General features: G+C 40.3%; 22 protein-coding genes and 1 rRNA gene. 19 read left to right on the top strand and 4 right to left on the bottom strand.

Annotated elements, in window-relative coordinates; genetic code table 11:
- Positions 1–211: 211 nt before the first annotated feature.
- The 4 genes from OW157_RS04875 to OW157_RS04890 all read right to left on the bottom strand — a co-directional run bounded on the left by OW157_RS04875 (position 212) and on the right by OW157_RS04890 (position 3,051).
- Entirely contained in the window at positions 212–853 is a 642-nt protein-coding gene (locus tag OW157_RS04875) for a YaaA family protein (RefSeq protein WP_268752210.1), read from the bottom strand.
- Positions 854–1,301: 448 nt separating this feature from the next.
- Positions 1,302–1,820 (bottom strand): type 1 glutamine amidotransferase domain-containing protein, encoded by a 519-nt coding sequence (locus tag OW157_RS04880; RefSeq protein ID WP_326938038.1) that lies wholly within the window; start codon positions 1,818–1,820, stop codon positions 1,302–1,304.
- 101 nt (positions 1,821–1,921) lie between these two features.
- Positions 1,922–2,479, bottom strand: a complete 558-nt coding sequence (locus OW157_RS04885; RefSeq protein ID WP_268752211.1) for a chromate transporter — start codon at positions 2,477–2,479, stop codon at positions 1,922–1,924.
- Positions 2,479–3,051, bottom strand: a complete 573-nt coding sequence (locus OW157_RS04890) for a chromate transporter (protein ID WP_268752212.1) — start codon at positions 3,049–3,051, stop codon at positions 2,479–2,481. Before OW157_RS04890 ends, OW157_RS04885 begins: the two co-directional genes overlap by 1 nt.
- Before the next feature lie 499 nt (positions 3,052–3,550).
- On the opposite strand from OW157_RS04890, the gene OW157_RS04895 reads away from it, so the two are divergent.
- From OW157_RS04895 to OW157_RS04985, 19 genes are all read left to right on the top strand, one after another.
- Entirely contained in the window at positions 3,551–4,249 is a 699-nt protein-coding gene (locus OW157_RS04895) for an N-acetylmannosamine-6-phosphate 2-epimerase (RefSeq protein WP_268752213.1), read from the top strand.
- A gap of 1 nt (position 4,250) precedes the next feature.
- Complete coding sequence (locus tag OW157_RS04900; RefSeq protein WP_268752214.1) at positions 4,251–5,753, top strand: PTS transporter subunit EIIC; 1,503 nt, start codon at positions 4,251–4,253, stop codon at positions 5,751–5,753.
- 296 nt (positions 5,754–6,049) lie between these two features.
- Positions 6,050–6,448 carry a (deoxy)nucleoside triphosphate pyrophosphohydrolase gene (locus OW157_RS04905; protein WP_268752215.1) on the top strand — a complete coding sequence of 133 codons (399 nt, stop codon included), beginning with the start codon at positions 6,050–6,052 and terminating at the stop codon, positions 6,446–6,448.
- A gap of 11 nt (positions 6,449–6,459) precedes the next feature.
- Positions 6,460–9,309 (top strand): DEAD/DEAH box helicase, encoded by a 2,850-nt coding sequence (locus OW157_RS04910; protein ID WP_268752216.1) that lies wholly within the window; start codon positions 6,460–6,462, stop codon positions 9,307–9,309.
- A gap of 285 nt (positions 9,310–9,594) precedes the next feature.
- On the top strand, positions 9,595–10,362 hold the full coding sequence (locus OW157_RS04915) for a ParA family protein (RefSeq protein ID WP_268752217.1): 768 nt from the start codon (positions 9,595–9,597) through the stop codon (positions 10,360–10,362).
- On the top strand, positions 10,349–11,263 hold the full coding sequence (locus OW157_RS04920) for a ParB/RepB/Spo0J family partition protein (protein ID WP_268752218.1): 915 nt from the start codon (positions 10,349–10,351) through the stop codon (positions 11,261–11,263). Before OW157_RS04915 ends, OW157_RS04920 begins: the two co-directional genes overlap by 14 nt.
- Positions 11,264–11,272: 9 nt before the next feature.
- Entirely contained in the window at positions 11,273–11,470 is a 198-nt protein-coding gene (locus OW157_RS04925) for a DUF951 domain-containing protein (RefSeq protein ID WP_268752219.1), read from the top strand.
- A gap of 24 nt (positions 11,471–11,494) precedes the next feature.
- Complete coding sequence (gene ychF, locus OW157_RS04930) at positions 11,495–12,589, top strand: redox-regulated ATPase YchF (RefSeq protein WP_268752220.1); 1,095 nt, start codon at positions 11,495–11,497, stop codon at positions 12,587–12,589.
- 78 nt (positions 12,590–12,667) lie between these two features.
- Positions 12,668–13,372: a DUF1129 domain-containing protein gene (locus OW157_RS04935; protein ID WP_268752221.1), complete on the top strand. Its 705-nt coding sequence runs from the start codon at positions 12,668–12,670 to the stop codon at positions 13,370–13,372.
- Positions 13,373–13,692: 320 nt separating this feature from the next.
- The gene (locus tag OW157_RS04940) at positions 13,693–15,150 is read left to right on the top strand and encodes an ABC transporter substrate-binding protein/permease (RefSeq protein WP_268752222.1); all 1,458 of its coding nucleotides are present in this window, start codon (positions 13,693–13,695) and stop codon (positions 15,148–15,150) included.
- Positions 15,150–15,878, top strand: coding sequence for an amino acid ABC transporter ATP-binding protein (locus OW157_RS04945; protein WP_326938039.1), 729 nt, complete (start codon positions 15,150–15,152; stop codon positions 15,876–15,878). The genes OW157_RS04940 and OW157_RS04945 overlap by 1 nt, the downstream gene beginning before the upstream one ends.
- 261 nt (positions 15,879–16,139) lie before the next feature.
- Positions 16,140–17,204: a thioredoxin domain-containing protein gene (locus OW157_RS04950; protein WP_268752223.1), complete on the top strand. Its 1,065-nt coding sequence runs from the start codon at positions 16,140–16,142 to the stop codon at positions 17,202–17,204.
- Positions 17,205–17,324: 120 nt separating this feature from the next.
- On the top strand, positions 17,325–18,809 hold the full coding sequence (gene guaB, locus OW157_RS04955) for an IMP dehydrogenase (RefSeq protein ID WP_268752224.1): 1,485 nt from the start codon (positions 17,325–17,327) through the stop codon (positions 18,807–18,809).
- A gap of 257 nt (positions 18,810–19,066) precedes the next feature.
- Positions 19,067–19,333, top strand: a complete 267-nt coding sequence (locus OW157_RS04960; RefSeq protein ID WP_268752225.1) for a hypothetical protein — start codon at positions 19,067–19,069, stop codon at positions 19,331–19,333.
- Between the two features lie 371 nt (positions 19,334–19,704).
- A complete protein-coding gene (locus OW157_RS04965) occupies positions 19,705–20,400 on the top strand; it encodes a response regulator transcription factor (RefSeq protein WP_268752226.1) in 696 nt (231 codons plus the stop codon).
- A 16-nt stretch (positions 20,401–20,416) separates the two neighbouring features.
- The gene (locus tag OW157_RS04970; protein ID WP_268752227.1) at positions 20,417–21,562 is read left to right on the top strand and encodes a sensor histidine kinase; all 1,146 of its coding nucleotides are present in this window, start codon (positions 20,417–20,419) and stop codon (positions 21,560–21,562) included.
- Entirely contained in the window at positions 21,546–22,898 is a 1,353-nt protein-coding gene (locus OW157_RS04975; RefSeq protein ID WP_268752228.1) for a D-alanyl-D-alanine carboxypeptidase family protein, read from the top strand. Before OW157_RS04970 ends, OW157_RS04975 begins: the two co-directional genes overlap by 17 nt.
- 144 nt (positions 22,899–23,042) lie before the next feature.
- On the top strand, positions 23,043–23,564 hold the full coding sequence (gene msrA / locus OW157_RS04980; RefSeq protein WP_268752229.1) for a peptide-methionine (S)-S-oxide reductase MsrA: 522 nt from the start codon (positions 23,043–23,045) through the stop codon (positions 23,562–23,564).
- A gap of 881 nt (positions 23,565–24,445) precedes the next feature.
- A 16S ribosomal RNA gene (locus tag OW157_RS04985) occupies positions 24,446–24,767 on the top strand; the annotation flags it as partial.

Raw genomic sequence — 24,767 nt, forward strand, 5'->3', positions numbered from 1 at the left:
GCAAAAGCGGTAAGAGCGAGAGATTTGACCCAATAGGCAAAAGATATGAACTTAAATCTTTTAGCCTATTGGACAAATATCCGAAGCGCTTGCTTTTGCGAGCTCGCTATAAGAATGAGATGAAAAGCGGTTAGAGCTAAAGATACTTGTTCATATAAAACAAAGCGACTGGGACATAAATCCCAGTCGCTTTGCTTTTTTTATCATTAATTCAGTCTTTAGGGCGAACGAATACCCAATGAGCGTCATTAGATAAGTCGTCACGATAGCTGTATGCCATATCGGTGAAGTTTTTGATTGCATTGATGTCAGTTATTCGCTCCCTGGCGATAAAATTAACCATTTGTCCGCGGCCTTTTTTAGAAATTGTTGAGTGAGTTTTCAATTCACCATCAGCACTTGCTTCTTTAAAGTCGACAGTAATGAAACGGTCATTAGTGTTTAAATAAGGAGTGATGGTTTTGGAAAATTCCTTACTCGCGAGGTTGAGAATAGGGCTCTCTTGTTGGGACAACACTTTGTAGAGGGTGTCTCCCCAAGCTTTATAGAGGCCCTTGCTTTTGAAATCTTTACGGTAGGGACGGATGCCATCCAGTGGGCGTACAAGTCCATAAAGGGCGGAGATGATATAAAGCCTTTGATCTAAGAAGGCCAGATCATCACTGTTTAAGTCCTTTTTTAGATAACGGTACTGTAAACCGTTGTATAGATTTAGGGCTTGGTAATGGGCCTTGTCCCCTAAAAAATCACTGGCTTGGCTCAATTCTTTGGCCTTGTCTAGAAGTATAACTGGACGTTGGCTTTTTTCAGTTTGTTTGGTCATTTCTTTGGATGGGGATAGGAGAATAATCATTGTCTTGGCCTCACTTTCTTCCTTAGTTTAGCAATATTGAAAGTGACAGGCAAATCAGTGGAAGTCTGACTAAGTTAAAAGCAAAACGGCGCTAGGGGGACCTAGCGCCGTTTGCTTATCTTTCATTTTGGGAGGAGAAAGATATGAAGAAAAGTTTTTCTATTGGGTATGTTTATATAATAGTGGCTAGATGTGAATTTCCTGTGACTAATTTGTCAAAAAACGATAGATTTTTTGTTGTGATTTTATCACTATTAATAAAACAGGATGAGATGAAAAACGATTAGCCTCAAAGAATTTGTCTGAAAATGGGAAGTATTCGCAGAATACTGACTCATTTGCAGAAAATACTGATGGGGCTGTTTTTCAGAACTAAACTAAGAGATAAATGTCCGTATATCCTAATGAGGCTGGGACTTTTGTCCCAGCCTCATTAGATTAATAGGATTTATTTTTCTAAAACGTCTACGATTGCTTTGTCAAAGGCAGGTAAGTCATCTGGTGTACGGCTTGAAACGAAACGACCGATTTCATCGATGACAACTTCTTCATCAAAGAAGTTACCGCCTGCATTGATGACATCAATTGCCACTTGTTTCACAGCGGTTAGGTTCTTGCCGTTTAAGACACCAGCATTTACTAAGAGTTGTGGGCCGTGGCAAATAGTGAAAATCCATTTGCGTTGCATGGCAAAATGACGGACAAAGTCTAACACTTGGTCATCTTTTCTTAATTTGTCTGGTGAATAGCCACCAGGGATAAGTAGGGCATCATAATCAGCCGGATCTTCATCGGCGACTGCTTTTTCAATTGTTGCTTCAACGCCATCTGTTTTACCAGTCACAGTTTGGCCGGCTTCTAAGCCTAGGGTAACCACTTCATGACCAGCGGCTTCGAGTGCTTTTTTAGGTTCAGTGTATTCAGAGTCTTCGAATAATTCGGTGAGAACTGTTGCAATTTTTACCATAATTAGCCTCCTTTAAGCTTACTAAGTCCATCATAACGAATAAGCCAATCCAGTGTAAAGAAAAGCGACTCAGTCTGAGCTGAATCGCTGTTAGGGAACTATTACAGAATTAAATAAATCATTCCACCCACCAGTCCCGTAGAGAGCATGATGAGAATGGGATCGAATTTAGTTTTACGCAGGCAGATAAAGGCTAGGATAAAGAGGACTAAAGCCACATAATCGAAGGGGGCTCCTGGGAGCTGACTAGTATCTACCAAGGCTGTTTGCAAGATTGAAATCCCAGCCGAAGCGATAAAGGCCACGATAGCAGGTTTCAAACTATTTAGTAGGGCTTGGACTGCATCGAGTTGTTTATGGCGGTTATAGATGTAAGCTAAAGTCATGACTAAAATAACAGATGGCGTGATGAAGGCTAGGGTGGCGACCACAGCACCAGCAAAGCCTGCTAAACGAATTCCGATAAAGGTGGCGGAGTTAATGGCAATCGGTCCTGGGGTCATTTGCGCAATGGTAATCAAGTCAGTGAATTCACTAATGGATAACCAGGCATGGGTGTCCACAATCTGTTCTTGTATTAACGGAATCGCTGCTAAGCCGCCCCCAATAGAGAAGAGTCCAATTTGAAAAAATACGATAAATAATTGTAGGTAAATCACTATTTTTGCACCTCCTCTTTGTTTTTGCGCCAATAATAGAAGGCCATACCGGCGATAGCACAAATAAAAATAATATAGATAATATTAATATCTAAGAAATAAACAGCGATGAAGGCAAAAATCATCGTCAGTAGGGAAAAGCTGCGTTGAAAACTTAAGGCATTATGAGCAAGATCTAAAACGACATCGATAATAACGGCAGCCACACCAGCCTGCATGGCCTTCAAAATAGCGGCCACAACCAGGTTGTCACGAAAAGCTTCATAGAAGAAGGAAATCACCGAAATAACGATAAAGGGAGGGAGAATGGTACCCAAAACAGTAATGGCTGCACCCACCCAACCTGCCATTCGGTAGCCCACCAAGATTGACGCATTAATGGCGACGGCCCCTGGTGTGGATTGGGCAATAGTAGTGTAGTCGAGAATTTCATTTTCTTCTAACCAACCGAGTTCATCGACGAATTTATTTTTCATTAGGGAAATAATAACGAACCCTCCGCCAAAGGTAAATGCCGATAAGACGAAGGTGGAAGTAAATAACTTCCAATATAAGTGTTTACGGTCTTCCATAAGAGCATCCTCTCTTCATTTTCTCTAGTATAAGTCTATCATTTACCAGAGCAATGAGCGATATCAAAAATCGGCAAATTTCTAATTAAAGTGCATTAAACTCACCTAGACTTCCATTAAAGCAAAAAAACAGCCAGGTGGGAGACCTGACTGCCTTTTATAAATCTTTCATATTGGAGGAGAAAGATTATATGAAGAAAAGTTATATTTGGTATGTTTTTATGGTAGCGAGTAGTTGTGAATTTTTTGTGAAGATATTGGTAAAGAAATATGTTTTTTCTTGCTGTAATTAGTAGCAAAGGAAACAAAAAACTGAACTAGCGTTGAAGCACACTCCTAAATGAACTATAATAATCATATTATATAATAGCGTTTTTAGAAAGCGGTTTATCTGATGGGAAGTGAAGAGCCACAAGCATTTAGACCACTAATAAGATTTAATTATGAAAATGACTAATAGAGTCACAAGTTTAATGAGTAAAGAAAAGGAGTTATTGAAATGGAAAAACAAGCATTGCTCAAACAAATCAATAATGGATTAATTGTCTCTTGCCAAGCCCTACCTGGGGAACCACTCTATACGGAAACAGGTGGTGTGATGCCCCTACTCGCCAAAGCAGCCCAAGAAGCCGGTGCAGTTGGTATTCGAGCCAACTCAGTTAGAGACATTGAGGAGATAAAAGCCGCAGTTGACCTACCAATTATTGGAATTATTAAGAAAGATTATCCACCAGAAGAACCCTTTATTACCGCAACCATGCAAGAAGTCGATGAATTGGTTGCTACTGGGGTTGAAGTTATTGCACTCGATCTGACTGATCGCAAACGTCATGATGGGTTAACGGTAAATGAATTTATTGCGAAAGTTCTCAATAAATATCCTGACCAATTATTTATGGCTGATATTTCAACTTATGAAGAAGGCTTGAATGCCTTTGAACAGGGAATTCATTTCGTGGGAACAACTTTAGCTGGTTACACCGATTATAGTGAAAACATTGATGGCCCTAATTATGATCTTATTGAGCGTTTAGTGACGAGTGGGGTGGATGTCATAGCAGAAGGTAAAATTCATACCCCACAACAAGCCAAGAAAATCCAAACTTTAGGTGTCGCTGGAATTGTTGTTGGTGGAGCGATTACTCGTCCCAAAGAAATTGCCGCACGATTTATCGCGGCCTTAAATGAGGAGGGCTAATATGTTTAAGAAATTTTCTCAATTAGGCCAGGCTTTCATGCTTCCCATCGCTATTCTTCCAGTGGCCGGATTGTTATTGGGTCTAGGGAGTGCCTTATCTAATGAAGCAGCAATCAGCCAGTTCCCATTTTTAGCTCAGTCTTGGTTACAGGCCACCTTGACTATTATGACAATGGCAGGGAACACAGTGTTTACCAACTTACCTTTGATTTTCTCTATTGGTGTTGCAGTGGGTCTTGCCGATGCGGATAAAGGGACAGCCGGTTTATCAGGAGGAGTGGCCTACCTCGTTTTTACTGGAACAATTTCTGCCTTCTTGGAACTGTTTGCCGATGCGGATGCTAGCATTGATACTGGTGTGTTAGGCGCCTTAGTGATTGGGTTAACTGTAACCTTCTTACATAATCGCTACCGTAAGATTGAATTACCACAATTCTTAGGCTTTTTTGGGGGCAATCGTTTTATCCCGATTATTTCTGCCTTAGTAGCTATTGTTTTAGGTGGGATATTCTTCGCAATATGGCCACCGATTCAAAATCTGCTAGTGGTTTTAGGTGAGCACATTGCACAAATGGGTAGTATTGGTTCCTTTTTCTACGGCTTTTTCTTACGCCTGACAGGAGCAGTTGGTTTGCATCACACGATTTACCCACTGTTTTGGTATACCTCTTTAGGAGGGGTAGAAACCGTAGCTGGTCAAAGTATCGATGGGGCGCAAAATATTTATTTTGCTCAATTAGCTGACCCTAATTATACTGGTCTCTTTACTTATGGAACACGGTTTTTCGCTGGTCGATTTGCCACAATGATGTTTGGCTTGCCAGCAGCAACATTAGGGATGTACCATGCCATTCCCAAGGAAAATCGTAAGGAAAATGCAGGTTTTTATTTCAGTAGTGCTTTGACTTCCTTTTTAACAGGGATTACTGAGCCTATTGAGTTCTCATTTTTATTTGCAGCGCCTTGGTTGTATGTGATTCATGCCTTTTTAGATGGGGTATCCTTCTTTGTCGCTGATATCTTGTCTATCCGTATTGGGAATACCTTTTCTGGTGGGTTGATTGATTTTCTATTATTTGGTCCTTTTCAAGGGAATGCACAAACGAATTGGATTCGAGTGATCCCAGTGGGAATTTTATGGGCATTGGTTTATTACTTTATTTTTAAAATCTTGGTCAAAAAATTCCAAGTTGCCGTACCAGGTATGGAAGTGGTGACTGATAAAGCTAAAGTGAATCAAAAATCACAGGCTAGTAATTTACATGATAATGCCTTAGACATTATTAACCGTCTGGGTAGCGAAAATAACATTAACAATGTAACCGCCTGTGCCACTCGGTTAAGAGTCACGGTTAAGGACAAATCAAAAGTAGACAAGGATGGCTTAAAAGCAATGGGTGCCACTGCCGTCCTAGAAGTACAAGACGGTGTACAAGCTGTGTTTGGTGGTAAATCAAATATCTATAGTGCTGAGATTAATGAAATTTTAGAAGATGATCAATAAAAGGATAGAAAAAGAAACGATTCATTTCGACTTTGAGATGTTTGAAATGAATCGTTTTTTAGTCATAAAGATTATTGGGTGGAGTTGAAATAACACTTCTATAGTTATAAATCATAAACAAAAACACCAGCTTCCATACTGGTGTTTTCGCTAGTTATCTTTCATTTGGGAGGAGAAAGATATGAAGAAAAGTTATATTTGGTATGCTTGTATAATAGGTGATAGAATTGAAGAAACTGTGAAGTGAATGTAGCGAAAATGTTAAATCGTGAAAAAATCTACTGAAGGATGATTCGATGAGAAAAGAAGTCAAAGTGGTAGGGGCGATTATTGTTCAGGATGAGAAAATCTTATGCGCTCAGCGTGGCCCAGGTCGGTCATTGGCTAATTATTGGGAATTTCCAGGAGGAAAGATTGAGCAAGGTGAAAGTCCACGCCAAGCCTTGTTACGTGAACTAGACGAAGAGCTTAAGATTAAAGTATCGGTCTCACCATCAGCTTTTGATACAACAGTTTACGACTATGATTTTGCTCGAATTAATTTAACGACATTTGTATGTGAATTAGAAACAGGTGTGCCTACGCTAACCGAACATGTGGCGATTAAATGGTTACCTGCTCACTCCTTAGATCAATTAGAGTGGGCACCTGCTGATCGTCCGGCTGTGAAGAAATTAATGCATGAGTCCTTATAATAGGTGATAAAATGGAAAGATTAGAAGCGTCTTTAAAGAAAGCCTTTATTGATGAAAAAGTAATGGGATCAGAATTGGACCCTAGTTTGATTATCAATCAACCGCATAAAAAAGAGAATTTGTTGAATATTCTCCAAGATGACCTTGATCAATGCCAAAGCTTTATTTTCTCAATTGCCTTTCTGACAACAGATGGTTTAGATGCTATCAAAGTTCAGTTGGCTGATTTAGCTCGTCGTGGGATTAAAGGGAAATTAATTACCTCTAATTATTTATCCTTCAATCACCCACATGTCTTTTTAGAATTATTGAAGATTCCTAACTTAGAAGTAAGAATTTCTAATAAAGAAGGTTTTCATTCAAAAGGTTATTTATTTCAGCATGACGATTATCGATCCTTTATTATTGGGTCGTCGAATTTAACAATGTCAGCTTTAAAAATGAACTATGAGTGGAATATCCGTTTGACTTCTAATGACCATGGAGAAATTATTCGACAAATGGAGAACCATTTAGCGGAAGAGTGGCAGGCAGCACAGCCGCTAAATAAGGAATGGATTATTGCTTATCAAAATAATTACCAACCTTTATTAAGGCAGGAACTGGTTAAAGAAGAGAAAATAAATAATAGAACAGAAGTGAAGCCCAATCGCATGCAAAGGGCTGCTTTAAAAGAATTACAAGCCTTAAGAACCAGTGGACACAATAAGGGATTAGTGGTATCAGCAACAGGAACTGGAAAAACCTATTTATCAGCATTTGATGTGAAACAAGCCCAACCCAAACGAATGTTATTCGTAGTGCATAGGGAACAGATTTTAGAAGCTGCGTTGACATCCTTTCGTCGGGTGCTGGGAGGTCCAAGTGAAGATTATGGCATACTATCTGGGCATCTTAAACAAGGTGATCGCAAGTATGTTTTTGCGACCATTCAAACGATTTCTAAGCCTGATTATTATGAGCGTTTTAGTCCGGATAATTTTGATTATATTTTAATTGATGAGGTTCATAAGGCAGGTGCCAAGTCCTATCAGGAAATTATTGATTATTTTACTCCTAACTTTCTTTTAGGAATGACAGCCACGCCAGAACGGACAGATAATTTTAATATTTTTGAACTTTTTGATTATAATGTGGCTTATGAGATTCGTTTGCAAGAAGCCTTGAACCAAGATTTACTTTGTCCCTTCCACTACTTTGGTGTCACTGATTATGAAAAGGATGGTCAAGTCATTGATGAAGCCAGTGATTTGAGTCAGTTGGTGGTTCCAGAACGGGTTGATTTTTTGTTGGAAAAAATCAATTACTATGGCGTTAGTGGACTTAGCGCTAAGGGTTTAGTTTTTTGTAGTCGCAAAGACGAGTGTAAACTTTTAGCCAGCGCCTTTAACCAACGTGGCATTAAAAGTATCGCCTTAACGGGAGACGATTCGATCGATGCGCGTGAACAAGCCGTTAAGGCCCTAGAAAAGGGTGAAGTGAGTTATTTGTTTACGGTAGATATTTTTAATGAAGGGATTGATATTCCTACGATTAACCAGGTAGTGATGTTGCGTAATACGAAGTCAAGTATTATTTTTACCCAACAATTAGGGCGTGGTTTGCGGAAACATCCTTCTAAAGACTTTGTCACGGTGATAGATTTTATTGGTAATTATAGCAATAATTATATGATTCCCATGGCACTTATGGGAGATAACAGCCATAACAGGGATAATTTGCGTCGTGAAACCCAAGAAAGTCAATTTATTTCTGGTTTATCAGCCATTAATTTTGAAAGCATCGCCAAAGAGAGAGTGTTTGCAGCGATTGATCATTTTGTTCCTGATAGTATGGAAGAATTGCGAAAAGCTTATAAGCAATTGAAAAACCGTTTGAATCGGGTGCCTCGATTAGTCGATTTTAAAGAACAACACTCATTGGACCCTTATTTGATTGCCAATAAATTTAATACCTATCATGATTTCTTGGTGAAAGTGAAAGATAATCCTGGGTCACTCACTGAATGGGAGAATCGACAATTGCAGTTTTTAAGCGTTGAAATTCTCCCCGGTAAGAGGCCACATGAAAGTTTGCTTCTCCAGTATTTACTGGCAAATCAAACAATTAGCAAGGAAGATTTGATGGACTACTACCGTGAAGCGGGTGTAGTGGCTTCTATGGCTATAGTTGAATCAGTGATTAATACCTTAACCATTGATTATTATGCGGGGACCATGAGACAACGCTATGAATCAGTACCGTTTATTACGGTTAATAATGAAGAACTTATCTCTTTGACTGATCAAACGCAAATGGCTTTAAGTAAGTCATATTATCGTGAGTTGTTTGTAGATGTTCTAAAAACCAGTGATTATAATAACCAAGATTACCAATCAGACCACTTACTTAGCTTATACCAGAAATATCGTCGTCGAGATGTCTTGCGCCTCTTAGGTTGGGATAAACAAATGGTCGACCAAAATATCGGTGGCTATGCACGCGATGAACGCTTAAAACGTTTTGTTATTTTTGTGACCTTAGAAAAAGGAGAAGACTTCACCGGCGCACAAATTGCTTATGAGGATGCGCTCATAAATCCAGTCACCATGCATTGGTATTCTAAGGCTAAACGGAAGGTGACTTCTCCTGAAATTAAAGTATTAGCTAATAGTGAAGACTGGGAAGTATTATTATTTGTGAAAAAATCAGATAATGAATCCAATGATTTTTACTATTTAGGACAAGTTTTCCCTGACCAGCAAAGTATTCAAGAGGAGACTAAGCCTTTAGGTGAAGGTAAAACTGCCTCGATTGTTAGTATGAATCTTAAATTGAAATTGCCACTGCCAACACGTTTATATAAATATCTAACGCATTAATTTCATTGCAGCCAAATTTCTGTTTCTATACTCTCACTTCCTGTTTAAAGACTAGCTATTTATACCTATTCTTTGATACAATAGCTATGAGACTTTTTGAATAAGAGCGAATGGTAGGAGATAGCCCTACTTTTTAATGCGGAGGGCTGTGGCAGGAGTCATAGCTCTTTTCATATTTACCGCGCGAGGGCATTAAATGAGTGCTAATATTTTTAGGCCGAGTGTGGATGCCTTGTTGGCTAGCAGATGTTTAGATAAGCAGAGGAATTAATTGGAGGTTTGATCATGGGAAGAATTATTGCGGTTGCCAATCAAAAGGGTGGTGTAGGTAAGACGACCACTACTGTCAATTTAGCGGCGGCCTTGGCTTATAATGATAAGAAGGTGCTACTCATTGATTCCGATGCCCAAGGGAATGCGACATCTGGTTTAGGTATTCCTAAGGCAGAGGTGGCCTATGACATTTATGATGTTTTGGTGAATGAGGTGCCCATCCGTGATGCGATTGTGGCGTCTTCTCGTGAAAACTTGTCTGTAGTACCAGCGACGATTCAGTTGGCTGGGGCAGAGGTGGAATTAACGTCATTGCCACGGCGGGAGGCGCGCTTAAAGGCAGCCTTGCAACCCTTGATTCAAGATTATGATTATATCTTTGTGGACTGTCCGCCTTCTTTAGGTCATTTAACCATTAATGCCTTTACCGCAGCGGATTCGGTCTTGATTCCTGTGCAGAGTGAATACTATGCCTTGGAAGGTTTGAGTCAATTACTGAATACAATCCAATTAGTTCAGAAACATTTCAATTCGACCCTTAAGATTGAAGGGGTCTTGATGACCATGTATGATGCTCGAACGAATTTAAGTAATGAAGTGGTGGAAGAAGTTCGTAAATACTTTGGAGACAAGGTTTACCAAACGTTAATTCCACGTAACGTTCGCTTGTCAGAGGCGCCGTCTTATGGCCAATCAATTATTGATTATGATATTCGGTCACGGGGTGCGGAGGTGTACCTGGAACTTGCAAAGGAAGTGTTAGCTAATGGCCAATCATAAGAAAGGACTCGGGCGTGGAATTGATGCCTTGTTTGCGCCCAGTGAAGATGTATTTGATGAAACCAAGGAAGTTGTGGCCGATAACGAGGCTAGCCTAGATGATCAGCGGGTGCAAGAGGTAAACTTATCAGAAATTCGTCCCAATCCTTACCAGCCACGGACACATTTTTCTGAGGAAGCCATGGAAGAGCTGACTGCTTCAATCAAGGAGCAAGGCGTCTTCCAACCGATTATTTTGCGCCAATCGGCCATCAAGGGTTATGAGATCATTGCTGGTGAACGCCGTTTTCGGGCCGCTAAACGGGCGGATTTAGAAACCATACCAGCTATCGTTCGCGACATGTCGGATGAAGCTATGGTTGAAGTGGCCATTATTGAAAACTTGCAACGGGAAGATTTGACCCCTTTGGAAGAGGCGACCGCCTATAAAAATATGATGGACCAACTCGATTTAACCCAGGCTGAAGTCAGCCAACGTTTAGGGAAGAGTCGGACCCATGTGGCGAATTTTGTGCGCTTACTGGGCTTAAACCAAGATGTCAAGGATATGGTTCAATCCGGCGACTTATCTATGGGCCAAGCCCGTACCTTGCTTGGTTTGAAAAATAAAAAAGACCAATCCCGCTTAGCTAAAAAGGTGATTAACGAGGGCATGACAGTGCGTCAATTAGAGAAAATGGTCCAAGCCCTCAATGAACCAGCCGAAAAGGTCAAAACGCCACCTAAAAAGCTAGAAAAACCGGCTTATATTAGAGAAAGTGAAGATAAGCTAATGGATCGCTTTGGCACTAGTGTTCAGATTAAGGACCAAGGAAAACGGGGCAAGATTGAGATTGAGTACCTTTCTCAAGATGACTTAACCCGGATTTTAGATATATTACAGATTCGTTTGGATGATTAGGAGGCCCTCATGGCTAAAGATAAAAGTTATGAACTTCATGATATTGTCGAGATGAAAAAACCGCACCCTTGCGGAGAGAATGCCTGGAAAATTATTCGGATGGGCGCCGATATCCGAATCAAATGCCAGGGCTGTGGCCAATCTGTCTTGATGCCACGGCGCGAATTTGAGAAGAAGATGAAAACGCGGATTCAAATTGCCCAGTAGATTTAGAAAAGGAAGAGTGAAATTATGCCGTTAACAGCAGGTATCGTTGGTTTACCTAATGTAGGGAAATCAACCTTATTTAATGCCATTACCAAGTCCCAAGTAGAGGCCGCCAACTATCCCTTCGCCACGATTGACCCTAATGTCGGTGTGGTTGAAGTACCGGACCATCGTTTGGACCAATTGACTGAAATGTACCAACCTAAGAAAACGATTCCTACGACCTTTGAATTTACTGATATCGCAGGAATTGTCAAAGGAGCTTCTAAGGGTGAAGGCTTAGGGAACAAGTTTTTAGCCAATATCCGTGAAGTGGATGCGATTTGTCATGTGGTGCGGTGTTTCAACGACGGAAATATTACTCATGTCTCTGGTAAGATTGATCCTAGTGATGATATTGATACCATTAACTTGGAATTAATTCTAGCTGACTTAGACTCCGTGTCTAAACGCTACGAAAAAGCGGCCAAGATGGCAAAATCTAAAAATCATGAGGCTGTTGTGGAAGCCCAGGCTTTGGCTAAGGTCAAAGAAGCTTTAGAAAATAGCCAACCTGCTCGGACAGTTGACTTAACGGAAGAAGAGGAACCTTTTATCAAGCATATGTTCCTCTTAACCATGAAGCCTGTCTTATATGTGGCCAATGTCCAAGAGGAGGATGCTGCCACAGGAAATGATTATGTGGAAATCGTACGCGATATTGCCAACCAAGAAAATGCGGAAGTGGTTGTGGTTTCAGCAAAAATTGAAGAAGAACTAGCCAGCCTAGACGATGACGACAAGGCCATGTTCCTAGAAGACTTAGGCATGGAACAATCTGGTTTGGATGTCCTAATCCAACGGGCTTACACCTTGCTAGGTTTGGAGACTTTCTTTACTGCGGGTGAACCAGAAGTGCGGGCTTGGACCTTTAAACGTGGGATGAAAGCCCCACAAGCGGCTGGGGTAATTCACTCTGACTTTGAGCGGGGCTTCATCCGTGCTGAAACCGTCAGTTTTGATGATTTAATGGAATATGGTAGCACCCAAGCTGCTAAGGAACATGGCAAGTACCGTTCTGAAGGGAAAGACTATGTGGTTCAAGACGGCGATGTCATGTTATTCCGCTTTAATGTGTAAGCGAAACGTGTTGGCCTAATTACGGGCTGAATCAAGTGAGCGTCGAGTAAATGATTTGATGAGTTAGGGAGAGTATTGATGACGAAAAAAGATGACCAACAGATTGATTTGACCGCTAGCCGGGCCAACTGGGAGCGGGAAAATAAGGAAATGTACCCACAATTAACCAACAAAAATGCGGATTTCATGCGGAAGTTTAAAAATGAAATGGCTGATCGTGAGTTCAAGGGAGAATTTCTAGAACATGAAAATGCTATGCTCCGAGAGTTATTGGATAAACAAAAAGAAGGGGTGACGGCTAAGCATCTCTACGGTACCCCACATAGTTATGCCGAATTCTTAGAAAACTATGAAGACAATAAGCCCGCTGAACCTGCTAGCTTTGGCCAGTATGTGATTGAAGGTGGCTTATTGATTGGTGGTATCTTTGCCTTAATCAATGGCGTCACTATGATGTTGGGCGGCAGTGAATCGGCCTCTAGTTCTGCGGGGATTATTACCTTATTGATGAATTTTGTGGTCTCTGGTTTTGCTATGGCCTTCATCACCAAAAACCAACCCGACCTAAACAAACCCAAGGGTGAGCGGGGGATGTGGCGTTACATCTTTGTCGCTATTGCCGTGATGCTAGTTTGGGCTGCCTTTATCTTCCTAACCCAGTTGATTCCAGCATCAATTAACCGTGTCTTACCACCATTTGTCTATATCTTGATTGGTGTCTTAGCCTTACTAGGTCGCTGGTGGTACAAGAAAACCTATAATATTGCCGGTACCCTATTTTAAAGATAATCAATATGGAAACGACCCGCTGGCCGGGTCGTTTTTTGCTTGTACTTTTTATCACCTAGATTATACTAAAGGTTTATTGCCTTACTTAGCCCCTTATATGGCTGACCCAAAACATTACTGTAATTACTACGATGATATTGCCAATGATTGAGCGGTCTACCATCTCTATTTACACCCGAGAACTCAACGCATAAAAAGCAATTTGGTTCCGATAGTACATTGCAAAATTATAAAAAATAAGCTTAAATCAGGGTTATAAATTGCAATTTTTGGAGAAAATCAGTAACATATTCACATAGAGGTGATTTTTAAAAATGAAAGGAAAATCAAAACAGAATAAGCCGAGGCTAGTATGGCTTCAATATGTGTGCTTATTCTTAGCCCTGTTTTCATTTGATTTCTTAGCTGGTGCAAGCCCTGTGTCAGCGGAAGAGAAGGAAACATATACGATTATTACTGCATCTGACTATGCCCCATTCGAGTTTATCGATGGTAACGGCGACTTAGTCGGAATCGATGTGGACATTTTAGAAGCCATTGCGAAGGACCAAGGTTTTGAAATCGACTATCGTTTGATGCCCTTTAGTTCTGGCTTGCAAGCTTTAGAGTCCAACCAAGCCGATGGGATGATTGCTGGAATGGGGATTACCCCTGAACGTGAAGAGTCATTTGACTTTTCCGACCCTTACTATGAAGCAGGTTCCATGTTCGCTGCTCGGGGCGATTCTGATATCGAAACCTTAGATGACTTAGAAGGCAAAAATGTTGCCACTAAAATCGGTTCAGCAGGAGCTGATATCGCCAATGAAATGAAGGATGAGTACGGATTTACGGTGACTACCTTTGAGGATTCCGTTAATATGTACCAAGATGTTTTGTCTGGTAATAGTGATGCTGTTATCGAAGACTATCCGGTTATGGCTTATGCAGTGAATACCGGAACCATCGACCTTAAATTAGTGGGTGATGAAATTGATCAGATTCCATTTGGTTTCGCTGTCAATAAAGGGGAAAACCAAGAGCTATTGGAAAAATTCAATGCCGGATTGGCAAACATCCAAGAATCTGGTGAATATGAAGAAATTATCAATCGTTATGTCGGATCAGATGTGGAAGAGGTAGACAATTCGTTTATGGGTCAACTAACTAACAACTTTCCTGCCTTGATGCAAGGTTTAGGAAATACCTTATTACTAGCTGTTGTATCTGTTTTAATTGCTTTAGTGTTAGGAATTATTTTAGGATTAATGCGGGCTGGCAATAATAGTATTTTATCTAATATTGCTTTAGTTTATATCGATTTAATGCGAGGACTGCCACTCTTGGTGTTAGCCTTCTTTATTTACTTTGGTATTCCGCAATTACTGAATGTAAACTATTCTGCTTTCTTTGCTGGGATTATGACCCTAGGACTTAACGCTGCAGCATATGTAGCTGAAATTGTACGTGGCGGAATTCAATCCATTGCAAAAGGACAAATGGAAGCGGGACGGTCACTAGGATTAAACCGTAAGACTACCATGAAGAAAATTATTTTACCGCAAGCCATTAAAACGATGACACCGTCTCTAATCAACCAATTTGTTATTACATTAAAAGACACGTCTCTACTATCAGTGATTGGTTTAGTGGAATTAACACAAACGGGTCGGATTATTATCGCTCGGACCTACCAATCTGGTTCTATGTGGATTATCGTAGGTGTAATTTATGTGGTCATTATTACCCTATTAACTAAACTATCGAACAAGCTAGAGAAGGAGATGCTATAATGTCTTTGATCGAAGTTAAAAACTTGAAGAAAGCCTTTGGTAAGTATGTCGTTTTAAAGTCAATTAATCTTGATGTTGAAGAAGGTGAAGTCGTTTGTATTATCGGGCCGTCTGGGTCTGGTAAGTCAACCTTCTTACGCTGTATGAATCGTTTGGAAAAAATTAATGGTGGAACCGTTGTTATTAATGGCTATGATATTACTGCCAAAAGCACAGATATCAACAAAGCCCGGGAAAATGTTGGGATGGTATTCCAACACTTTAACCTCTTCCCACATTTATCCATTCGTGAAAATATTACCCTTGCTCCCGTTGAACTCGAAAAATTGACGGAAGAAGAAGCGGACAAAAAAGCGCAAGAATTGTTAGAATTGGTAGGTTTAGAAGACAAAATCGAAGCTTATCCTGATTCCTTGTCAGGGGGCCAAAAGCAACGTGTAGCTATCGCACGTGCCTTAGCAATGAGTCCTGATATCATGCTCTTTGACGAACCGACTTCTGCCCTCGACCCTGAGATGGTAGGGGATGTATTAGAAGTTATGCAAAACTTAGCCAAAGAGGGAATGACCATGGTTGTGGTCACTCACGAAATGGGCTTCGCACGTGAAGTTGCCGACCGCGTTGTCTTCATGGAAGAAGGCTACGTCGTAGAAGACGGCACCCCAGAACAAATCTTCGACAACCCACAAGAATCAAGAACCAAAGAATTTTTAGACAAAGTATTATAAAAGGATGAGAGCAAAAGCGGTAAGAGCGAGAGATTTGAGCCAATAGGCAAAAGATATGAACTTAAATCTTTTAGCCTATTGGACAAATATCCGAAGCTCTTGCTTTTGCGAGCTCAACTAAAAGGATGAGATGAAAAACGTCATCCTTAAAACAATGAGCGACCAAGACAAACGTCTCGGTCGCTTTTTTTAATTTTCTTAGTGATTTGCGTTAGAATAAGGGTAATCATTAATGCCAACAGTTAATAAGGAGGAAATTGTGTGGACATAAGTAATATTGATTTTTCAAAAGTGGATGCCAATCTAGGGATAAAACTCGGTCAAGACCAAGCACCTTTACAAATGATTATTTACTTGAACTTGGCTTGTCCTTTTTGCCGAAAATTTCACCAAGCCAATCAAGGCCTTTTAGAAGATTATGTCTCTCGTGGGCTTTTACAAGTCTCTATTAAACTATATGACCGAGATAAGAAAGATTTACGGAATTCTAATATTATTCACCAATATTTACCTTATGATGATCCAGAGCTAGCCTACCAATGGATTAACTATTTCTTGGCTCATCAAGAAGTCTTTAAACATGCTGACCAAACGGAAGTCGTGCAATGGTTGGAAGAAGAATTAGCCCTTAAAAAGCAAGATAACCAAGACTTTGCTCAAAGCATTCGTGATGAAGGCGAAGCAGCAGGAGTGCAATTTATTCCTACCGCCTACTTCAAAGGGCAAATCTTTGATGAACATGAGGATTACTTTACCATTCGTGAGTGGTTGGACAATGCTCTAGCCCGTGTCAAGGGCCAGGACCGTGACGTTCCGGCTGTCGATACCAGCAAAATCACTGACAAGCAAGCACTTATCTTAGGTGACGACCAAGCGCCGGTAACAGTTTATGAATATTTAAACTTCCGCTGTCCTGATGCCAAGACTTATTTCCAAGCAGTACAGGCAGAAATGGAGAAATTAGTTGCTAATGGCCAAGTTCGTCGTGTTATTAAGCATCTGCCGATGACAAAAAAAGGCTTGTTCAAAGGAAATGTCATGAATCGTTTCGTTGATTATAAAAAACCTGATCAAGCTTACCAACAAATTGTTAGTATTTATGATCACTTGGGTGAGTGGGCAGCTAGTGATTGGGCCGGAGTGTTTGACTTTGCTGAAGAGACCTTAGGATTTAAATACCAAGGCAATAAAATTAATGAAACCGTAGTAGGTGAAGAAGCTGATGCTGCCCATATTACGGTAACACCAACTGTTATAGTGGGCGACCAAGTTTTCTATGATGATCTTGATTCGGATGAGGTTTTGGCTACCATTAAAAACCAATGATAAAACCCTTGCGAAAATGATGAAAAGCTAAAAATTGCCGGTAAAAATAGAGAAGGCATTGACTTCAAAATTGCCTGGTGCTAAGCTAGTAGGAAAAATAATTTAAGGAGATGGTCTAAAATGGCGAATCGGTGGGAAGATAAGTTTGTAAAAGAAGGGCTAACCTTCGATGATGTTTTGTTAGTACCGCAAGCATCAGATGTTCTACCCCATGAAGTCGACTTAAGTACACAATTAGCAGATAATATTAAATTAAATATCCCTATCTTATCTGCTTCTATGGATACCGTAACAGATTCTAAAATGGCCATAGCGATGGCTCGGCAGGGTGGTTTAGGTGTCATTCATAAGAACATGACTATTGACCAACAAGCCGAAGAAGTACGGAAGGTGAAACGGTCAGAATCAGGTGTCATTACTGATCCATTTTATCTCTTCCCACATAATACCATCGCCCAAGCCGACGAATTAATGGGTCGTTATCATATTTCTGGTGTCCCTATTGTTGCAGATGAAGAGTCTCACGAATTAGTCGGTATTATCACTAATCGAGATATTCGCTTCATTGATGATCTTAGCCAAGAAATTGGTTCAGTAATGACTAAGGAAGACTTGGTCACTGCACCACAAGGCACTAGTTTAGAAGAAGCTAGCTATATTCTTCAAGCCCACCGGATTGAAAAGCTATTGTTGGTGGATGACGATAACCAACTTACCGGTTTATTAACCTTCAAAGATATTGAACGGGTCAAAGACTATCCTAATTCTGCCAAGGATGACCAAGGCCGTTTACTATGCGCCGCTGCTGTTGGGGTGTCATCAGATACTTTTGAACGAGGTAAGGCCTTACTAGAAGCCGGTGCAGATGCTATTGTCATTGATACCGCTCATGGTCATTCAGCGGGTGTCTTGCGTAAAATCGCTGAATTCCGTCAAGAATTCCCACAAGCTACAATTATTGCAGGTAATGTAGCGACTGCCGCAGGGACAAAAGCACTCTATGATGCTGGTGTTGATGTGGTAAAAGTTGGTATTGGACCAGGTTCAATTTGTACGACTCGCGTGGTCGCTGGTGTGGGAGTGCCACAAATTACCGCTATTTATGATGCGGCCACAGTCGCTAATGATTACGGTAAAACCATCATCGCTGACGGGGGAATTAAATATTCAGGTGACATCGTCAAAGCCTTAGCAGCAGGTGGTCACGCCGTGATGTTAGGTTCTATGTTAGCAGGAACGGATGAATCACCAGGTGAATTTGAAATTTTCCAAGGCCGTCGCTTCAAAACCTATCGGGGCATGGGTAGTTTAGGTGCTATGAAGAAAGGCTCTGCCGACCGCTACTTCCAAGGAGAAGTCAATGAAGCCAATAAACTCGTTCCAGAAGGAATTGAAGGTCGTGTTGCTTACAAGGGATCAGCTACCGATACAGTCTTCCAGATGATTGGTGGTATCCAATCAGGTATGGGTTATGTAGGAGCCAAAGACATTAATTCCCTACGTCAAGATGCCCAATTTGTAAAAATCACCGGTGCCGGACTCATCGAATCCCACCCACACGACGTTCAAATCATCAAAGAATCACCAAACTACTCCCGGCAATAAAAGGATGAGATGAAAAACGTTTAGCCCCAACGCCTTTAGGAACTTGACTAAGAGATATAGGTTCGTATATTTATGAAGAAGCTGAGGATTTTATCTCAGCTTCTTTTGCTATCAAAAGTCTACTTGTTGAAGCGCTTAATAGCAACCTTCATATGGAACCGTTATTTTTGTGCCTTAAAAAGCCTTATGCTATACTGAGGGCGATTAAAAAGCCGGTTAATTCATCCTTGTCGTCAATATAGAAAGTGGTGAAAATAGTGGAAAGTTTTCATTTTGAATATGGGGTGGAAATCCCTCCAGACTATCAGAATTATGACATTATTATCCCGCAATTTACTAAGGATAAGATAGCTTACCGTTTTTGTTTTAAGGAAAACACTTATCTGCTTATTAATGAAGCAGGCGATAAACTGTTTTATCGGGTTCGCGCAGGTTGTAATTATTTCGCAACGGATAAAAAATTAGCTTGTCATATGGATCATGTTGCACAAACTATTACTTTTATCATCGAAAATAATGAGTAAACTGGTAGCTGAGGCATAGGCTAGGTCATCTCTATAGGAGAACTTAGTGAAGGGCCTCAGCTTTTTTATTCGTATTAGAGCCACCAGTGATTACTGAAAACCCAGTGTAAGACCAAGGCTGAGGAAATGATAATTATTTCTTGGATCACCTAGTAAACGAGGGCCCAAAAGCTTCCCCTATTCTTACTCTATTTCATAATAGCTCTCCTTTTATAAGTAGCTTTAATAGGATGGAAGCAAAATTTTAGAGAAAATATCGGCTGACAAGCCCTTCTTTAACTTTTCTTAAAGGCTTTGTTAATGAATTTTATTTAATTATGAAATCAATGTTTGCTAGAATAAGATTAAGTATTGGATGGAGTGTGAATAAAATGAAAATTTTAATTGTTGATGATGACAAAGAAATCGTTGAACTCCTAAGCATCTACTCAGCGAACGAGGAGTATGATGTGGTTAAAGCCTATGATGGCGACCAAGCGCTCGAACAATTATCTAATCATCCTGATATTGATGTGATAATTCTTGATATTATGATGCCTGGTAAAGATGGGATTTCTGTGGTCAAAGAACTTAGAAACCGTCATATGGAAATTCCTATTTTATTGTTGAGTGCCAAATCAACTGATATGGATAAAATTACCGGATTAACTACAGGGGCAGATGACTATGTCACTAAACCCTTTAATCCCCTAGAAGTAATGGCCCGGGTGAAGTCACTCTTACGCCGGTCACGGTCTCATGACCAAGATGCCAATGTTATTGAGGTTGGGCCTTTGATTATCGATAAGACTTCACATATTGTACAAACCATTGAAGGGGTGGAAATTAAGCTGACCGCTTTAGAATTTGGTATTCTTTTCCTTTTAGCATCCAACCCTAATACGGTGTTTTCTGCGGACGAAATCTTCGAACGCGTATGGCAACAAGAAGCTGTGGTGTCCGCTAAAACAGTTATGGTTCACGTGAGTCATTTACGCGATAAGATTGGTGAAGCCACCAATGGCGATAAGGTGATTTCGACTGTATGGGGCGTTGGCTACAAAATTGTTTCCCCTAACCATGCTTAGAGATTGAGGTGTTCGCTTGCATAAACGAAAAAGACGCGAGTATGCTGAAGTTGCTGTTGAAGCCTTGGTATGGTTGGCTATTTTAGCTATTGCCTACTTTGGATTGACCTTCGTCTTTATCGTACTCTATGAACAATATTACCCCCAATTGATTATCGCCTTTCCTTTTGCGGCTTTAAATATTTTACGTTTCCAACAAATATTTTTTGTGAGTTTTACACTGATGTATTTGGTGGCGTCCTTTGCCTTTATTGTATGGCGTATTTATCGGAGATGGCGAACCATTCAATTAGGTTATATTTTAGACGAGTTACATTATATTTCTCAGGGGAATTATAACCACCGTATTTCTATTGACAAAGCAAATTCCATGGAACCCGTGGTGAATAGTGTTAATCGGTTAGTCGATTCAACTGTTAAGGCGATGGAAGAAGAACGGCGGATTGAGCAGTCCAAAGACGAACTAATCACCAACATGAGTCATGATATTCGCACCCCATTGACTTCAGTTATTGGTTATTTAGGTCTCTTAGAGCAAAAACAATATAAAAATGCCGAACAAGAGGAGAAATATATTAAGATTGCTTATGATAAGGCCATCCAGCTGCAACGCATGGTAGAAGATTTGTTTGAATATACCAAGGTAAAGCAAATCAATACCCAAGTTGAGATTGGTCAAGTCAATGTCGCTCATATGTTAGATCAATTAGCGGTTGAATTTGAAATAGAAGCCGAAGAGGTAGGACGGCACATTGAAATCGATATTGACCGTGACCAAGACATATTTATCGATATGGATTCAGAAAAAATGGTCCGTGTCTTTGCTAATTTATTGACCAATGCCTTTAAATATGGCGGGTCAGGCGATTATGTGAAGATTTCAGTGACTCAATATGAAGACTTTAGCCGTTTTGTTGTTGAAAACGATGGTAATCAAATTCCACAAGCGACTCTGGAAAATCTTTTCCAGCGTTTTTATCGTGGTGATCCTTCGCGCAACCAAGGAATCAAAGGGAGTGGACTCGGTTTGGCAATAACAGAGTCGATTATTGAACTCCACCATGGCGAAATCCACGCGGAATCGGATCAAACGGGAACGCGTTTTATTTTTACTCTGCCTAATGTTTATGAAAGTGAGGTTAGCTATGAAAATAGCATTTAGATCCTTCATCTGCCTGCAATTGTTACTACTTTTTGTTGGAATTTTTACCCCAGCTATTAATCAAGTGCAAGCAGAGGAAAATCAAGCGGATCAGTCATTGGCTCACTTTTCACAACAATTAACGATTGACGTGCCTCATGCCATGGCTATCGATGCGGAGTCTGGACAAATTCTCTACCAAAAAGAGGCTGATCAATTAGCTGGGATTGCTTCAATTACTAAGTTGCTCAGCTTATATGTCGTTTATGATGCCATCGCAGCTGGGAAATTGTCCCTGGATACTAAAATTCCTGTGTCAGCTGACGTGGCAGCCTTAGCCAGAGAAGAAGGTTACGCCAATGTCCCCTTAGAAGAGTCAACTGATTTATATCGGGCAGAAGATTTAATTAATGCAACTATAGTGGGATCAGCTAATGCTGCTATTGTAGCTTTGGCAGAATATATTGCTGGTTCAGAAAAAGATTTTGTGTCTATGATGAAGAATAAACTAGTGGAACTAGGGATATCAGAGTATGATCTCTATACGGCTTCTGGCATGTCGGCTAATCATTTGGTGGGTGATAATGCGCCCCAATATTCTGAAGACTTGGAAAATCGTATGCGCGCTCGCGATGTTTTGTTTATGGCTCGAGAATTAATTGCGGATTATCCAGAGCTTCAAGACAGGTCCCAACAAGCTAAGATTGACTTTCCTTTGAATGAAGAGGAAAACTATCCCATTGTTAATGCCAACAAGTATGTCGCATCTAGTCCTTATCACCGTGAGGATGTCTTTGGACTAAAAACGGGGACTGAGAAACAGACGGGGTCATGTATTTTAGTGATAACAGAAATTGCTGGTCAACCTGTTTATGCGATTACTTTAGGCGCAGCCACAGACCAATTACGTTACCAAGAAACGAATCGTTTACTAGATTATCTCAACACGCAACTGAAATATGTTGAACTGCAAGGAGCAGGAGAAACAGCTCCAGGCGGCGAAACGGTAGATGTCTCCCAAGGAAAACAAGACACGACTTCCCTAGTTTTTGACCATACTTTAGCCATATTTTTACCTAAAGATTATGATCGGTCATCAATTAAGACAGTTTACTCCCATGCTTGGCAATATAATGCCCAAGGACAGATTGTTTTGAATGCACCGTTAGAACAATCAGAACCCGTTAACACTGTGAAAGTAGGCGTCGATTTTTATCAAAGCCTCTTCAGTGATAATAAATTGAAAAATTCTATCCATTCTAGTCAAGATGTTGGGCGAATTAATCTATTTGTTTATGTTAGTCGCTTGATGGCAGACATGTTTGATTCATGGGGAGACCAACTTTTTGGCCAGTAACTTACCTAATTTAAGATGACCAAGTGTTAAGACCTGGTCGTCTTAAATTATATTTAGTTAATGTAATCAAGAGCCTGCAAGAGCAGAGCGATTTCAATTTTTTTCGAATTTAGCTATAATTAAGTAAAAGCAAGGAGTGATACGATGGCAAGTGAAAAAGCAACATTTGCAGGAGGCTGTTTCTGGTGTATGGTACAACCTTTTGAAGAGAGTCCTGGTATTGAAAATGTTCTTTCTGGTTATACAGGGGGTCATAAAGAAAATCCAACTTATGAAGAAGTCTGTCAAGAGACAACAGGCCATACTGAAGCGGTACAAATTACTTTTGATAATGATGTGATTTCTTATCCAGAACTCTTGGAAATTTATTGGCAACAAACCGATCCAACTGATGCTATGGGTCAATTTGCTGACCGCGGCTCTTCTTATCGTCCAGAAATTTTTTACCATAGTGAGGCACAAAAAGAGTCTGCCCAAAAATCTAAAGATCAATTACAAGCGAGTGGTCGATTTGATAAAGAAATTGTTACTCAAATTACACCGGCTTCTACTTTCTGGCCGGCTGAAGACTATCACCAACAATTCTATAAGAAAAATCCTCGTCACTATCAACGGTATTCGCACGGATCAGGTCGTAAGGCATTTATAGAAGACGCTTGGAAATAAAGTTAAATTTATATGAGTTATGTGATTGCGAACTCGACTGTAAGGATGAGATGAAAAACGTTTAGCTCCAATGGATTTGTCTGAAAATGGGAAGTATTCACAGAATACTGACTCATTTTCAGAAAATACTGATGGGGCTGTTTTTCAGAACTCGACTAAAGGGTGTGACAAAAGTCGTTTAGAACAGAAGCCTTGGACCAAAACGCGATAGATGGCTAACGGCCATCTGAGTGATTTTGAGAAAGGCAGTCTGTTCTGACTTTTGGAGCCAAACTGATGATTAGACAATATCCAAACGTCTTTAGGAAACAGTCGAAGGACTTGCATTTCAGAACTCGATTAAGAGATAAATATTTACATATTAAGAAGAAGACTGGACCAAGTGTTCCAGTCTTTTTATGTTTGATAATTCCTGTCGGTAGAAGGAAACCACTAAGATAAATAGAGACTGAAAAACTTTGTAAATGTATAATGTAAAAAATATTTACAAAGTCTTTACAAATTCTTCTGAACATGCTATGATAATTATCAATCGTTGAGACGAAACACCTCTCAATCGACAAAATAAATATTTTTTCCAAAAAGTTATTGACAAGGAACCAAGTCCTTGATATACTAATTGAGTTGCTTCAAGAGAGCAACGGAGCACAAAAAGCTCTAAAAATATTTTTTAAAAAATCTATTGACAAGCATTTATTGTTTGTGGTATGATATAAAAGTTGCAGCAAACGCAACGACATAGACCTTTGAAAACTGAACAAAGAAGACGAACCAATTTGTGTAGGGAGTTAACAGAAGTTAACAACCCAAACAATTCGAAGTAGTGCGAACTACTATAAATAAGTCAGCAATAAAATGAGCTAGAAGCTCATGAAACAATCTTTCATGAGAGTTTGATCCTGGCTCAGGACGAACGCTGGCGGCGTGCCTAATACATGCAAGTCGAGCGAACCGACGAGGTGCTTGCACCTCGAACGTTAGCGGCGGACGGGTGAGTAACACGTAAGGAATCTACCTATAAGCGGGGGATAACATCCGGAAACGGGTGCTAATACCGCATATGAGTCACTTTTGCATAATGGTGACTTAAAAGACGGCTCTGCTGTCACTTATAGATGACCTTGCGGTGCATTAGTTAGTTGGTGGGGTAACGGCCTACCAAGACCATGATGCATAGCCGACCTGAGAGGGTGATCGGCCACA

This window comes from Aerococcus kribbianus, assembly GCF_026805545.1.
Lineage (GTDB): Bacteria > Bacillota > Bacilli > Lactobacillales > Aerococcaceae > Aerococcus > Aerococcus kribbianus.

Bases quoted from the DNA above. Each gene is read 5' to 3' on its own strand.
- OW157_RS04875 (WP_268752210.1), bottom strand. From the start codon at position 853: ATGATTATTCTCCTATCCCCATCCAAAGAAATGACCAAACAAACTGAA.
- OW157_RS04880 (WP_326938038.1), bottom strand. From the start codon at position 1,820: ATGGTAAAAATTGCAACAGTTCTCACCGAATTATTCGAAGACTCTGAA.
- OW157_RS04890 (WP_268752212.1), bottom strand. From the start codon at position 3,051: ATGGAAGACCGTAAACACTTATATTGGAAGTTATTTACTTCCACCTTC.
- OW157_RS04895 (WP_268752213.1), top strand. From the start codon at position 3,551: ATGGAAAAACAAGCATTGCTCAAACAAATCAATAATGGATTAATTGTC.
- OW157_RS04900 (WP_268752214.1), top strand. From the start codon at position 4,251: ATGTTTAAGAAATTTTCTCAATTAGGCCAGGCTTTCATGCTTCCCATC.
- OW157_RS04905 (WP_268752215.1), top strand. From the start codon at position 6,050: ATGAGAAAAGAAGTCAAAGTGGTAGGGGCGATTATTGTTCAGGATGAG.
- OW157_RS04910 (WP_268752216.1), top strand. From the start codon at position 6,460: ATGGAAAGATTAGAAGCGTCTTTAAAGAAAGCCTTTATTGATGAAAAA.
- OW157_RS04915 (WP_268752217.1), top strand. From the start codon at position 9,595: ATGGGAAGAATTATTGCGGTTGCCAATCAAAAGGGTGGTGTAGGTAAG.
- OW157_RS04920 (WP_268752218.1), top strand. From the start codon at position 10,349: ATGGCCAATCATAAGAAAGGACTCGGGCGTGGAATTGATGCCTTGTTT.
- OW157_RS04925 (WP_268752219.1), top strand. From the start codon at position 11,273: ATGGCTAAAGATAAAAGTTATGAACTTCATGATATTGTCGAGATGAAA.
- ychF (WP_268752220.1), top strand. From the start codon at position 11,495: ATGCCGTTAACAGCAGGTATCGTTGGTTTACCTAATGTAGGGAAATCA.
- OW157_RS04935 (WP_268752221.1), top strand. From the start codon at position 12,668: ATGACGAAAAAAGATGACCAACAGATTGATTTGACCGCTAGCCGGGCC.
- OW157_RS04940 (WP_268752222.1), top strand. From the start codon at position 13,693: ATGAAAGGAAAATCAAAACAGAATAAGCCGAGGCTAGTATGGCTTCAA.
- OW157_RS04945 (WP_326938039.1), top strand. From the start codon at position 15,150: ATGTCTTTGATCGAAGTTAAAAACTTGAAGAAAGCCTTTGGTAAGTAT.
- guaB (WP_268752224.1), top strand. From the start codon at position 17,325: ATGGCGAATCGGTGGGAAGATAAGTTTGTAAAAGAAGGGCTAACCTTC.
- OW157_RS04965 (WP_268752226.1), top strand. From the start codon at position 19,705: ATGAAAATTTTAATTGTTGATGATGACAAAGAAATCGTTGAACTCCTA.
- OW157_RS04975 (WP_268752228.1), top strand. From the start codon at position 21,546: ATGAAAATAGCATTTAGATCCTTCATCTGCCTGCAATTGTTACTACTT.
- msrA (WP_268752229.1), top strand. From the start codon at position 23,043: ATGGCAAGTGAAAAAGCAACATTTGCAGGAGGCTGTTTCTGGTGTATG.